The organism is Bifidobacterium sp. LH_424, from assembly GCF_056356895.1.
In genome coordinates this window covers 46,869-60,909 of sequence record NZ_JBKEVC010000005.1, presented here as the reverse complement: position 1 = coordinate 60,909, position 14,041 = coordinate 46,869, and the positions used below count along the sequence as shown (strand labels likewise).

The window sequence follows — 14,041 nt, the reverse complement described above, 5'->3', positions numbered from 1 at the left end:
CGGAGTCGTGGAGCGGTGCACCCGCTGGGTGGAGTGCGCCGCCGATTCCGTAGCGAAAGACGGGCCTATGCGTGTCGTTCGCTACAGAGCGGGGCGTGCCCGCGTGCCCTCACTCCCCGCCGGGGTGAAACTGCTGTTGAGATGCCCCGAAGGTTTGAACATGTAGTCTCACTTCCCTGCCGGGGTGAAGCTGCCCCGGACCACGAGCTTGGTGGAGAGGAACGTGTGGCGCTTGGTGTCGCCGCCGTAGCTCACCGATTCGACGAGTTGGCTGAGCGCGGTGTGCGCCATGGCCTTGAGGTCGATGGCATAGGTGGTCAACGGCGGTGACGTGTAGCGGGCGATCGACTGGTTGTTGATGGAGATGAGTTCCACGTCGCGCGGTACGACGATGCCGGCCTGCGTGAACTCCTGGAGCACGCCCACGGTGATCGGGTCGGCGCTCACGATGAAGCAGTCGGGCAGGTCTCCAACCTGTGCGATGATCCGTCGTCCGAGCTCGCGTCCGGTGGTCACACTGGTCTTGCCGCCCACGAAATACAATCCGGTCGTGTCAAGTCCGAGCCGTTCGCACCAGTTGCGGTAGGCCATCGAACGGCTATCCTCCGGATACTCGTAGTCGCCCATCGAATAGCCGTCGCCGCCGATGAATCCGATGCGCGTCATGCCGCGCCGGCGCGCCTCGGTGATCGCGTCGAGTACGGTCTGCGCGAGATCGGGCTGTACCGAATCGAACAGGTTCGGGGCCGGATTCACGTCGATGAACACGCCGTGCGGTAACGCGTCATGCAATCGGGAGAGGCTTTCGGCGGCGTGGATCTCCGGTCCGATGGAGATGAATCCGTCGTACTGGTCCGCCTCCTCGATGAGCCGGTCGATGTCGGAACGGAACGTGAGCGTGACGCGGCGCTGTTCGGCGGCGGCGAGAAGCACGTCGCGCAGTTCGGCGAAGTAGGCGTTCTGCAGTTCTTCGTCGTCGGCGAGCGAGGACAGCACGGCCACGTCACGCAGCGCCGGCATGCCTCCGCGGCGATCCTGCATGTCGTAGCCGAGGCGCTCGCTCACCTCGAGGATTCGTCGGCGGGTCTCCTCCTTGACGGAGAACGTCGGGTCGCCGTTGAGCAGACGGGAGACCGTCGCCGGTGAGAAGCCGGCCTGCTTCGCTATCTCCTTGATCGTGACCATGATGGTTGTTCAGTACGCTCCCTTGCGGAATCACAGGTAAATTCGTTTACTAATCCCATCATATCGCACGGCGTCGCGCGCGGGCGCACCGGGCTCATCGATTGTCACGGTTCCCTCCCTCGTTAGCACGGTTCCCTCCTTGGTGTGCAACGGAAAACCGTGGCACACCAAGGAGGGAACCGTGAGAGTCTGGGAACCGACCGTGATCGACGGGGATCGAACCGACGTCACGCGGCCTTGACGGTAGGTACCTCGCTAGCCGAGCAACGCGGCCTTGGCGATCTCCTTGCCGTATTCCGGCTCGCCGTCGCCGCCCATGCCGGCCTCGAGTTGGCGCACGATGCGGGCATGCGCCTTCTCGCTGAGCTTCACGCCGAACAGGAACGTGAGGAAGCTGATCACGATGAACGCGAGCGGCATGTAGAACGCGAACCCCTTGAACGTGGCGATGTTCGCCGGGGTCATGTCGCCGGCCGTGGCCGTGCCGATCATGCCGGCGGCGACGGCCACGAAGCCGACGAATCCGTTGGACAACGCGCCGGCGATCTTGTCGAGCATCGGGCGCACGGAGAGCGTCACGGCCTCGTTGCGGCGGCCGGTCTTGAGCTGTCCGTATTCGACGGAGTCTTCGAGGCACAGGATGCCGGTCATCTGGATGAGCGTCTGCGGCGCGTAGAAGAGCACCAGCGCGGTGATGACGACCGTGATGTTGGTCGGCGCGATGATGAACAGCACGTAGGCGCATCCCATCATCGCGACGCCCGTGAGGAACACGGCCTTGCGTGGGACGCGGCGCGTGACGATCGGGAACAGCGGCGCGAGCAGGATGCCCGCCACGAACGGGATGATGCCGGTGATCGAGAACAGGTCGGAACGGTTGACGACGTATTTGAACAGGTACACCATCACGCCGCCGGTGGCCACGTTCGCGAACGAGTAGAACAGGTAGGCGAGGGCGGTCCACATCAGCTGGTCGTTGCGGCCGAGTGCCTTGAACGCCTGCAGCGGGTTGCCGTTCGCCTCGGCCTTCCTGCGCAGCGCGCTGTCGTTCTCCTTGACGCCGAAGCCGACGGTCCAGCAGGTGAGGATGCCGATGAGCGCGACGATGACGCCGAACGCGGTCCAACCGCCCTGCGTCTGCGTGGTGTGGTCCATCGCGAACATCGTGGTGATCGGGATGACGGCGATGGTCAGACCGTTGTAGCCGAGCGAGCCGAACAGCGTGCCGGCGGCGGTGTAGACGGAGCGTTCGTGCGAGTCGGAGGAGATGGCCGGCACCATGCCCCAATAGGAGATGTCACGCAGCGAGTAGAACACGTCGAGCACGATGAACACGATGACGAACGTGATGATGAACGCGGTGGTGTTGACGTTCACCAGGCCGAACATGCCGGTGAAGATGATGAGCAGCAGGATGGCGGAGACGGTGCCGCCGATGAACTGCCATGGGCGGAACCGGCCGATCCGCGTGGTGGTGTTGTCGACGAGGTTGCCGAGCAGCGGGTCGATGAAGATCTCGGCGATGCGGATGATCATCACGAGCGAGGTGATGACGCCGATGAGTTTGGCCGCGAGGGCCTTGTCGATGCCGGCGAACAGCGACGTGGTCGCGTAGACCACGAAGTAGGTGCTCAGCGCGTTGTAGAAGAGCGCTTGGCCGAAGTTGCCGAACGCGTAGGCGGCGAGACGCCCTTTGTGGATCGTTGGCGCGGTGGTCGTGGCGGTCGTGGCGGTCGTGGCGGATTGGTTCGGGTTCGGTGCTGCCGGTCGTTGCGGATCGGATTGCTGGGTTGATGGCGTATGCGTGGGTTCCGTGGGCGTGGCGGACATCCTGTGCCTTCTTTCGACGGTGAAGCCGCCCGGACGTTGTTGTCCGGACAGATGCGATTGAGTGTATCGCATTACTTGGAATAAGTAAAATCATAACTAAATATCGTTATAAAAACGGCTGTCGGTAAGGCGTGTCGCGAGTGTGTTGGCGTGCTGCCGGAGGTTGGTGTTGGTGGTGCGGTGTGTGGTGTCGTGTGCGGTGTCGTGTGTGATGTTGCGTTGGTGGTAGTGCGGTGATTGAAATGCCCTGCCGTCGGAGTGGGCGCGTGTCGTGGTTGCGTTATCGTATTGGCGACGGTAAATTTAGTAAACGATTTATCCCGGTGGGAAATCACGAAGTCGTGGTGCACAACAATCAAGCATCGGCGCACCATCGGGACCAGCAGAAAGGCAATGATTATGACCAGTCTCACCACAGCCGGATGGACAGGCGGGCAATCATCCGCGCAACCGGTCGCCGCCGACCGCTTCGATCCGGCATGGCTCACCGACCCGCGCACGTTCGCCGTCAACCGTCTCGCCGCCCACTCCAGCCACCGCGCCTACGACCACGTCCCAGCCGCGGGCGAGGCGTCCGACCTCAGGCAGAGCCTCGACGGCACGTGGAAGGTCGAACTCGTGGACCTCGCCGGCTACGGCAAGAGCACGCTCGCCGAAGCCGCCTTCGCCCAGCCCGCCTACGACGACTCCGCATTCTCCCCCATCGACGTGCCCTCCGCGCTCGAAGTCAAGGGATTCCTCAAGCACCAGTACGTGAACCAGCAGTACCCGTGGTCCGGCCATGAGGCCCCGGTCGCGCCCGGCATCCCCGAACACAACCACGTCGCCCTGTACCGCCGCGTGTTCGCCCCCGCTCTGAAGACCGCCGCCGCGATCCGCGACGGACGCACCGTCACCCTCACCTTCCACGGCGCCGCCACCGCGATCGCCGTGTGGCTCAACGGCACGTTCGTCGGCTACGCCGAGGACTCCTTCACCCCGAGCGAGTTCGACGTCACCGGAATCATCCGCGAAGGCGCGAACACGCTCGCCGTCGCCTGCTTCGAGTTCACATCCGCGAGCTGGCTGGAGGATCAGGACTTCTGGCGTCTGCACGGCATCTTCCGCAGTGTCGAACTCGCCGTGCATCCGCGCGTCCATGTCGCCGACCTTAAGGTCGACGCCGACTATGACGCCTCGACCGGCGAGGGCGTGCTCGACGTCGTCGCGACGCTCGCCGGCTGCGACGCTGACCTCGCCGGCGCGACCGTCGATCTCGCGCTGCGCGACGCGGACGGCGTCGTCGTGTGGGGCGAGACGAAGACCGTCGCCGACGTGACAACCCCCGTCGACGTGACCGCCCCCGCCGTCGCGCAGGGCACGGTCACGTGGCACGCGAACGTCGGCCAGGTGAACCCGTGGAGCGCCGAGGATCCAGCCCTCTACACGCTGGAACTCGTCGTCGCCGGCGCGGACGGCACGCTCGTCGAGGCCGTGCCGCAGCGCATCGGATTCCGCCGCTTCGCCATCGAGGACGGACTGATGAAGCTCAACGGCAAGCGCATCGTGTTCAAGGGCGTCAACCGTCACGAATTCGACGCACGCACCGGCCGCACCGTGCCCGAATCGGACATGATCGCCGACATCCGCTTCTTCAAGCGCCACAACATCAACGCCGTGCGCACCTCGCACTACCCGAACGAGAGCCGCTGGTACGAACTGTGCGACGAATACGGCATCTACGTGATCGACGAGACGAACCTCGAGACGCACGGCAGCTGGACCTCCCCCGGCGACGTGCTCACGCCCGAACTCGCCGTGCCCGCGAGCCGCGACGAATGGCGCGAGGCCTGCGTGGACCGCACGCGCAGCATGATGCGCCGCGACTACAACCATCCGAGCGTCGTCATCTGGTCGCTCGGCAACGAGTCGTTCGGCGGCGACGTGTTCCGTTCCATGTACGACTTCGTGCATGCGAACGACCCGCATCGCCCGGTCCACTACGAGGGCGTGTTCTGGCAGCAGGAATACAACGACGTCTCCGACGTGATGAGCCGCATGTACGCGAAGCCCGCCGAGATCGAGGAACTATACCTCGGAGACGACGCCAAGCCGTACATCTCCTGCGAATACTCGCATTCGATGGGCAACTCCACCGGCGGCCTGCACCTGTACACGGCGCTCGAGAAGCACCCGAAGTATCAGGGCGGATTCATCTGGGACTTCGTCGACCAGGCGCTCGTCCAGAGGCTCCCCGATGGCACCGAGCACCTCGCCTACGGCGGCGACTTCGACGATCGTCCGAACGACTACGAGTTCAGCGGCGACGGCATCGTGTTCGCCGACCGCACCCCCTCCCCCAAGGCCGCCGAAGTCAAGCAGTGCTACGCGAACGTCAGGCTCGTGCCGGACGCGCACGGCGTGACGGTCACGAACGACAACCTGTTCGTGTCCACCGCCGGTTATGTGTTCACCGCGCGCGTGCTCATCGACGGCGTCGAACGCTGGCACGCCGACTACCGCTTCGACGTGCCGGCCGGCGAGACGCGCCGCGAGGCGGTCGGGTTCCCGGCGATCACCGATCTGGTGGACGTGGCCGGTGCCGGGGCTGGTGCTGGTGATTGCGGTTGCGGTTGCGGTTGCGCGGCCGGCGGACGCTACGAGGTCACGTATGAGGTCGACCAGCGGCTCGCCGCGCCCACCGACTGGGCGCCGGCCGGCTACGAGCTCACGTTCGGGCAGCACACGGCCGTCGTGTCCGTGGACGGCGCGGGTTCCGGCGACGCGTGCGGCTGCGGCCGCGGCCGCGGCGCCGCGACGCGCGCGACCGTCGCCGCCGACGGCTTCAACGCCGGCATCCACGACGATCGCGACGAGATTATCCTGTCGAAGACGCAGGGCGGCATCGTGTCGTTCCGTCGCGACGGACGCGAGATGGTCATCCGCCGTCCCGCATTGACGACGTTCCGCGCGCTCGTCGACAACGATCGCGGCAACGGTTCCGGACTCGACCGCGCACAGTGGTTCGCGGCCGGCCGGTACGCGCGCGTGACCGGCACGTCGGTGGAACCGACGGCCGACGGTCACGGCCTGACCGCACGCTACGACTACGAACTCGCCGACGCCGCGCACACGCCGGTCGTCGTGCGCTACGACGTGGACGGCCATCTGCGCGTGCATCTGACGGTCGAATACCCGGGCGAGGCCGGCGCGGCGACGCTGCCCGCGTTCGGACTCGAATGGAAGCTGCCCGCGCAGTACGACCGGCTGAGGTTCTACGGGCTCGGACCCGAGGAGACGTACGCCGACCGTCTGCACGGCGCGAAGCTCGGCGTGTACTCGCGCACGGCCGAGGAGGACTTCGCGCCCTACCTCGTGCCGCAGGAGACCGGCAATCACGAGCAGGTGCGCTGGGCGGAGATCACCGACGAGTACGGGCACGGCATGCGCGTTTCGGCAGGCGAGGCCTCGCCGTTCGCGGTGAGCCTGCTGCCGTACAGCTCGCTGATGCTCGAGGAGGCCATGCACCCCGACGAGCTGCCGCCGGTCCGCAACACGTACCTGCGTCTGCTCGCCGCCCAGATGGGCGTCGGCGGCGACGATACCTGGGGAGCCCCGGTCCATCCCGAGTTCCAGATTCCGTCGGACCGCCCGCTCAAGCTCGACGTGACGCTGCAGCTGCTGTAGGCAAGTCTCACCTTGGCCCCCTCGTCAGAGGGGGCCATAATTGCGGACGGCCTGTGGCCGGCCTCATATCTTTGTTGCTGTCGTTTTGCCATGGTTTGCCATGTTCCGCCGGGCCGTCGGCTGGCGGTGTTAGCATGGGCGGGCCTCAATGGTTGCGTTACCATTGATGGTTGGACGATGACAGCGAAGGAGCTCATATGAATCGCAAAGCCATCACCGAAGAGGGCTTGCGCACCGCGAAACGACTGCTGCACAAGGTGACGACTTCCTGCGTCGCGCTCGTGGCCGCGGTCTCGATGGCCGCCGCCGGCGCGCCCGTTTCACTGGCGGCGCAGAACACCACCGCGGACGGCATCGCCGCGACCGCCGCGACCGCGACCGCCGCCACTGCGAAGTCCGCGAAGTCCGCGAAAACCACCACATACGACGGCGTCCCGGTCGGCGAGACCTGGTATGACACCGACGGCAACCCCATCCAGGCGCACGGCGGCGGATTCCTGCAGGACGGCGGCAAATACTATTGGGTCGGCGAAGACAAATCGCACAATTCCGCCAACTTCCTCGCCGTCAGCCTCTACGAATCCACCGATCTGCTCAACTGGACCAAGGTCGGTTCGATCCTGACCGAGCACAGCGCCACCACCAAGGCGGCGTCCGGCGGCCTGACCGACATCAAGCTCGAACGCCCCAAGCTGCTGAAAAACGCGGCCGGCAAGTATGTGCTGTACGGCCATTGGGAGGACGCCACCGGATACGCCTCCAGCCAGATCGCCGTCGCCACGGCCGACAAGGTCGAAGGCCCGTACACGTTCCAGGGCCACTGGCGCCCGGGCGCCGGCACCGCGGCCAAGTACCGCAACTGGCGTTCCGTCTCCGGCTCCGCCGGCACCATCCAGATCAGCGACGCCGACTACGTGGCCGTCAGGGAAGCGAACCCCGGCAAGACCGTCGACCAGGTCTGGGACCAGCTCAAGGCGCACGCCATCACCGACGACGGCTTCTCCCTCGACTACGACGCCGACGGCAACGCCGTCGAATCGCCGATGTACGGCGTCGGCAAATACGGTTACGGCTCCCGCGACATGACCCTCTTCCAGGATGGCAAGAAGGCGTACCTCATCGATGCCGAGGATCACATGAGCATGCGCATCCATCAGCTCTCCGACGACCTCACCGACGTGGCGTTCACCGACGCGACCGACACCAAGGAGACGATGAGCTACCGCATGTTCCAAGGTGCGCGGCTCGAAGCGCCCGCCATCACCAACATCAACGGCACCTACTACCTCATTATCTCCACCCAGTCCGGCTGGTACCCCAACCAGGCCCGCTACTACACGAGCACCGACATCACCGATCCGAACGCGTGGAGCGAACAGCACCTCATCGGCAACAGCTCCACCTTCTACAGCCAGCCCACCAGCATCATGGCCGTCACCGAGAACGGCAAGACCAGCTACATCTACCTGGGTGACCGCTGGAATTCCAAGAAGCTCGGATCTTCCACCTACATCTGGCTGCCGCTGAGCCTGTCCAAGGACGGCGCGCTGTCGATGCAGTACGCGCCCGGCTGGCGATTGGACAAGACCACCGGCAGCATCGAACTGCCGAACATCGACCTCGTCTCCCAGAACCGGCCCGTGTACGCCGACGCCGGCGTGCCCCAGGCCGGCGCATCCACCGCCGAAGCCGCCGCCGCAGGCAAGGCCAATGACGGCAAGTACGAGATGACCGGCTTCTGGGACAAGGGCGTCGAATTCTACGCGCAGGACAAAGTCCCGTACACATGGACCGTCGACCTCGGCGAGGTCAGGGACCTCTCCCGCATCGACACCACGTTCGCCACCGCCAACGGATCGGAATCGCGCTATGGCTACATCCTCAAAGGCAGCAACGATCCCATCGCCTCCAAGGCGGACGCCGACGACGCGAACTGGACCACGCTGTTCGACAACACCGCCAACACCCAGGTCGCCTTCACCAGCGACAAGGTGAGCGGCAGGTACCGGTACGTACAGATCGAAGTGACCAGCGTCGTCAACGACCACAACGGCAACTCGACCGCCAACTGGGAGAACGGGCTCATCGAAGTGCAGGTGTACGCCAACCGCCTCGGCAAAGCCATCACCGCACTGCCTGAAGCGTCACTCGCCTCCGGCGTCTACACCACGCAGGACGTGACCCTCGCGGCCGCGGAGGGCAGCACCATCTACTACACGCTGGACGGCAGTGAACCCACCGAGAAGACCGGCACCAAGTACACCGGTCCCATCGCGCTCGCCAAGGGCAAGTACACGCTGAAGGCGATTGCCGTCGCGCCCGGCAAGGCGGCCAGCGGCGTCATCACGCGTACGTACACGATTCACAGCACCGACGATCCGAAGACGCTCCTCTCCACCGACCTATCCGGCGCGATGGTCGCCGGAACGGACATGGCCTCGGCGTTGCCGAAGACCCTTGCGTTCGAATCCGTGGGCGGCAGGACGGTCAACGCGGCGGTCGACTGGAAGATTCCGGGCGCGGAGGATACGGCGAACGCCCCCAAGGCGTTCGACTCCCTCGACGTGCAGGGTACGGTGGACGGCTACGACGGTACCGTGACCTACCACCTCGAGGTCGTACCGGACGATCTGGTCTACTACATCGACTCCGGCATGGCAGGCAAGGATTCCGCCGCCTACGACGCGGTGAAGGGGTCCGTGCCCACGCTGCGCAACGACGCCGCGGACCGGCAGTATGCAGCCGGTTCCGGTGAAGGTTCGTGGGGCGCCAACATCGGCGACGTGTCCGTCTACTCCGTCGGCTCCGAGACCGACAAGTACAACACCGTGCTCGGCGGCGAGAAGGGCGGCTCCAAGAAGGACATCGTCTACACGCTGCCCGTCAAGGCCGGCACCTACCGGTTCTCCGTCGGATTCAAGGAGCTGTGGACCGGTCCACGCTCGATGAAGCTCACACTGAACTACACCGCCGCGGACGGCAAGAACACGACCGTGGCGCTCAACGGCGGCGACGCGCTGCACGTGGGCAAGGGCTACGACACCAAGCTCGCCTACACGAGCGACGCCTACGCCGTCGGCGACGGCACCGTGACGCTCACCGCCTCCTACGGCGGCGATGGCGATGCGGCCATGGTCTCCTGGCTGGCGGTCGCAGGCCTCGAATCCACGCAGGAGCAGGCGCCCCGCGCCGAGCTGCGCGCCGCCATCGACCACTACAAGAACACGGTCCAAGGCCAGTACACGGCCGGCACGTGGGCCGCGTTCGAGTCCGCTCTGAAGGCCGCTCGCGAGGTCGCCGCCAAGTCCGATGCCTCCGCCGCCGATATCCGGTCCGCCACGGACGCGTTGGACACCGCCGCCGGCGCGTTGCGCGTCGCCGCCGACGTCACGGCGCTGCGGGCGAAAATCGACGAGATCAACGGCGAAATCAAGGCTGGTACGCTGGTCGAATCCGACTACACGAAGACGAGCTGGGCCGCGCTTGCCGAGGCGTTGGAGAAGGCGACCGGCGTGGCCGGTGACGCCGAAGCCTCCCAGCAGGACGCCGACGACGCGCTCGCGGCGCTGACCGAGGCACGGGCCGCGCTGGTCAAGGATTCCGGCGACAAGCCGGGGAGCGGGGATGGTTCGGGCGATAAGCCGGGTTCCGGCGATGGAACCGGTAGCCAGCCGGGAACCGGGAGCGGTGACGGCGCGTCCGGTTCGGGTACGCAGGCAGCCGGTTCGGGTGCGTCCGGTTCCGCCAGCGCGCAGTCGTCCGGTCTGTCGCGGACCGGTGCCCCGGTGGTCGCCGCGTTGCTGGGCTCCGTCGCCCTGCTCGGTGCCGCCGCCGCGTTGACCGTCTTGCGCCGCGCACGTCGTCGCGACTGACGACGCGAACGATTGCGGCGTATCCAGGACCGACGGCGTCGTGCCTGGTCGGATTCCGACGGTCTTGGGCTTGACCCCCTCAGCCGGCCTTCGGCCGACAGCTCCCCCTGAAAGGGGGAGCAAGGGGTTCTCGCCGATAAAGTCATGGGCCGTTCCGCGCTATTGACGGAGCGAACCGTAGGCAGAGCCGAGAAGTCTCCGTCTTGGCCCCCTCTGACGAGGGGGCTCCCGGCGAAGCCGGGTGGGGGAGAGACAGCGGCCGCAGGCCGCAGGAAACGGGACCGGCCTATGGCCGATACGATGTTCCCGCGGCCTGCGGCCGCTCCTCTTCTCTCCCCCAGTCAGCCTATGGCTGACAGCCCCCTCGTCAGAGGGAGCCAATGGGCTGGGCTGTGGGCGTTCAGGCCGTCACAGCACGCCCTGGGCGACCATGGCGTTGGCGACCTTGACGAAGCCGGCGGCGTTGGCGCCGAGCATCAGATCGCCCTCGTGGCCGTACTCCTTGGCGGCCTTCAGCGACTCGGCGACGATCGATTCCATGATGGACTTGAGCTTCGCGTCCACCTCGTCGAACGTCCAGTTCAGGCGGTAGCTGTTCTGGCTCATCTCCAGGCCGGAGACGGCCACACCGCCCGCGTTCGCGGCCTTGGCGGGGCCGTACAGCAGGCCGTTCTTCTGGTACACGGCGATGGCCTCCGGCGTGGACGGCATGTTCGCGCCCTCGCACACGACCTTGCAGCCGCCGGCGACGAGCGCCTCAGCCGAGGCCTCGTCGATCTCGTTCTGCGTGGCGCACGGCAGCGCGATGTCGCACGGCACGGTCCACACGTCCGAGCAGCCCTCGTGGTATTCGGCGCCCGGCACGCGCTCGGCGTACTCCTTGATGCGGCCGCGCTCGACCTCCTTGATCTGCTTGACGACGTCCACCTTGATGCCGTCCGGATCGACGACGTAGCCGTTGGAGTCGGACACGGTGACGACCTTCGCGCCCAGCTGCTCGGCCTTCTCGGTCGCGTAGATGGCGACGTTGCCGGAACCGGAGATCACGACGGTCTTGCCCGCGAACGAATCGCCCTTGAGCACGCGCAGCGCCTCGGCCGTGTAGTAGCACACGCCGTAGCCGGTGGCCTCGGTGCGGGCGAGCGAGCCGCCGAACTCCAGGCCCTTGCCGGTGAGCACGCCGGAGTACTCGTCGCGGATGCGCTTGTACTGGCCGAACAGGTAGCCGATCTCGCGCGCGCCCACGTTGATGTCGCCGGCCGGCACGTCGGTGAACTGGCCGATGTGGCGGCACAGTTCGGTCATGAACGCCTGGCAGAAGCGCATGACCTCGGCGTCGGACTTGCCCTTCGGGTCGAAGTCGGAGCCGCCCTTGCCACCGCCCATCGGCAGCGTGGTCAGTGAGTTCTTGAGGATCTGCTCGAAGCCGAGGAACTTGATGACGCCCTCGTTCACGGTCGGGTGGAAGCGCAGGCCGCCCTTGTACGGGCCGATCGCGGAGTTGAACTGCACGCGGTAGCCGCGGTTGACCTGCACCTTGCCCTCGTCGTCGGTCCAGGCGACGCGGAACTTGACCACGCGCTCCGGCTCGACGATGCGCTCGAGCACGCCCGCCTTCTCGTATTCCGGATGCTTCTCGACGACCGGCTGCAGGCTTTCGAAGACCTCCTGCACGGCCTGCAGGAACTCCGGCTGATCGCCGTCGCGCTGCTCGACCTGCGCGTAGACGCGCTTGACGTACTCATTCGTGAGCATAGTGAAACTCCCCTTTGGGTTGGACCATCAATAGACGATTCCGATTGTAGGCGCGCAACGAGGAATCGCTCAAGAGGTGAGGGTGAGATTCGCCATCAGATGGACATCGCGGCGTCGCGATACCCCCGGCCGCGTGACATCGGACCATCCGCCGCTCACGTGAGGTCGAGCGCCTCGGCGACCTCGTCGACGATGGCGTGCATCGCCTCGCGCGCACGGTCCGGCTCGCCGCGCCACACCGCCTCGGCGACGGCGTCATGCGCGTCGAGCGCGGCCGGTTCGGGCCGTTGCGGGTACATGTGCAGCTCGACGCGGCCCTTGAGCACGATGCCGATGATGTCCGCCATGCCGGCGAACAGTTCGTTGCCGCTGTTGAGCAGCAGTGCCGAGTGGAACCGCACGTCGAGGTCGTGGAAGTCGGCGAGGTCGCCCGTCTCGCCGAGTTTGCGCAGTTCCCCCGCCATCACGGGGAACATCGCCTTCGCCTCCATCGCCGCGTTGCGTGCGGCTGCGGCCGCCGCCGCCGGTTCGATGGCGAGGCGCAGTTCGGTGAGCGCGCGCAGCTGCTCCTTGCGCCGCGTCGACATGAGCTTCCAGCGGATGACCTGCGTGTTGAGCGCCGCCCATTCCGCGACCGGCCTCGGGACGAGGCCGACGCGGCGGCGCACGGTCACGGCGTTCATCGATTCCAGATATTTGGCGACTTCGCGCGCGACGGTGCGTGACGTGGAGAAACGGTCCTGGATGGCTTCCAGCGTGAGCGGTTCGCCGGGATTCCAGCGCCCTTCGAGGATGTCGACGGCGAGTTCGTCGGTGATGGCCTGATGCAGCAGTTCGCTCGGCGTGCCCAAGGTCAGGTTGAGTGCGGGGGCGTCCGTGGTGCCGCGGTCGTTGCTCGTGGTGGTACCGGCGGCGGATACCGGGGTGCTGTCGCTCACGATGTCTCCTTGATGCCGTGATGATGGCGTTTTTCGATGCTGCCTGTTCGCGTGATATGACGCCTTCATCATACCAATTTCGGGAATGATCCAAGTTTTTCCAAAAAGGTAGTACTTTTGACTTGACAAGTATGATTAAAACAGGATATAGTCATACCAACAAATCAACAAGGCAGTTGAGCACCGGCCGCAACGGTCCGGTGAAGGAACCGAAGGAGATTCGCAAATGAGCATTCATGTCGTCGTGATGGGCGTCGCCGGATGCGGCAAATCCACTGTGGCGGAGGCGATCCGCGACCGGCTCGGCTACACCATGGCCGAAGGCGATGATTTCCATCCGCAGGCCAACATCGACAAGATGAGCGCCGGACATCCGCTGACCGACGAGGACCGCTGGCCCTGGCTGCGCGTCATCAACACGTGGATGGTCGCCCGCGAGGCCCTCGACCAGAACACCGTCGTCTCCAGCTCCGCCCTGAAGCGCGCCTACCGTGACCTGCTCAGCGAGAATGTCGACGTGTTCTTCGTGCACCTCGCCGGCTCCGAGGAGCTGATCTACAGCCGTCTGTCCGCCCGCAAGGACCACTTCATGCCGCCGTCGCTGCTTGCCAGCCAGTTCGCCGACCTGCAGCCGCTCGGACCGGATGAGAACGGCGTCGTCGTCCCCGTCGACGGCACCATTGACGAAGTCGTCGAGCAGGCCGTCGCCGCCGTCAAGGCCTACCAGGACAGCAAGGTCCCGGTCGCCGCCTGAGGCCGCCGCTCCCCCACTTATTCTCCCAGCCTCAGGCTGCC

Annotated in this window: 7 protein-coding genes; 3 read left to right on the top strand and 4 right to left on the bottom strand. The window is 65.8% G+C overall.

Annotated elements, in window-relative coordinates; translation table 11 throughout:
• Window positions 1–168: 168 nt before the first annotated feature.
• Both AC1AYP_RS05840 and AC1AYP_RS05835 read right to left on the bottom strand, forming a co-directional pair.
• Window positions 169–1,185, bottom strand: a complete 1,017-nt coding sequence (locus AC1AYP_RS05840) for a LacI family DNA-binding transcriptional regulator (RefSeq protein ID WP_101622142.1) — start codon at window positions 1,183–1,185, stop codon at window positions 169–171.
• Window positions 1,186–1,440: 255 nt separating this feature from the next.
• Window positions 1,441–3,015, bottom strand: coding sequence for a glycoside-pentoside-hexuronide (GPH):cation symporter (locus AC1AYP_RS05835; RefSeq protein WP_476547108.1), 1,575 nt, complete (start codon window positions 3,013–3,015; stop codon window positions 1,441–1,443).
• Window positions 3,016–3,414: 399 nt separating this feature from the next.
• Between AC1AYP_RS05835 and lacZ the strand changes: the two genes are divergently transcribed.
• Together lacZ and AC1AYP_RS05825 are read left to right on the top strand one after the other, a co-directional pair.
• Window positions 3,415–6,681 (top strand): beta-galactosidase, LacZ type, encoded by a 3,267-nt coding sequence (gene lacZ / locus AC1AYP_RS05830; RefSeq protein WP_476547106.1) that lies wholly within the window; start codon window positions 3,415–3,417, stop codon window positions 6,679–6,681.
• Window positions 6,682–6,878: 197 nt separating this feature from the next.
• On the top strand, window positions 6,879–10,553 hold the full coding sequence (locus tag AC1AYP_RS05825) for an FN3 associated domain-containing protein (RefSeq protein WP_476547105.1): 3,675 nt from the start codon (window positions 6,879–6,881) through the stop codon (window positions 10,551–10,553).
• A gap of 408 nt (window positions 10,554–10,961) precedes the next feature.
• Here AC1AYP_RS05825 and gdhA read toward each other — a convergent pair whose 3' ends face one another.
• Both gdhA and AC1AYP_RS05815 read right to left on the bottom strand, forming a co-directional pair.
• Entirely contained in the window at window positions 10,962–12,308 is a 1,347-nt protein-coding gene (gdhA, locus tag AC1AYP_RS05820; RefSeq protein WP_034525626.1) for an NADP-specific glutamate dehydrogenase, read from the bottom strand.
• Between the two features lie 155 nt (window positions 12,309–12,463).
• A complete protein-coding gene (locus AC1AYP_RS05815; RefSeq protein ID WP_034525765.1) occupies window positions 12,464–13,165 on the bottom strand; it encodes a FadR/GntR family transcriptional regulator in 702 nt (233 codons plus the stop codon).
• A gap of 307 nt (window positions 13,166–13,472) precedes the next feature.
• On the opposite strand from AC1AYP_RS05815, the gene AC1AYP_RS05810 reads away from it, so the two are divergent.
• Window positions 13,473–14,000 (top strand): gluconokinase, encoded by a 528-nt coding sequence (locus tag AC1AYP_RS05810; RefSeq protein ID WP_034525623.1) that lies wholly within the window; start codon window positions 13,473–13,475, stop codon window positions 13,998–14,000.
• The last annotated feature ends 41 nt before the right edge of the window (window positions 14,001–14,041 follow it).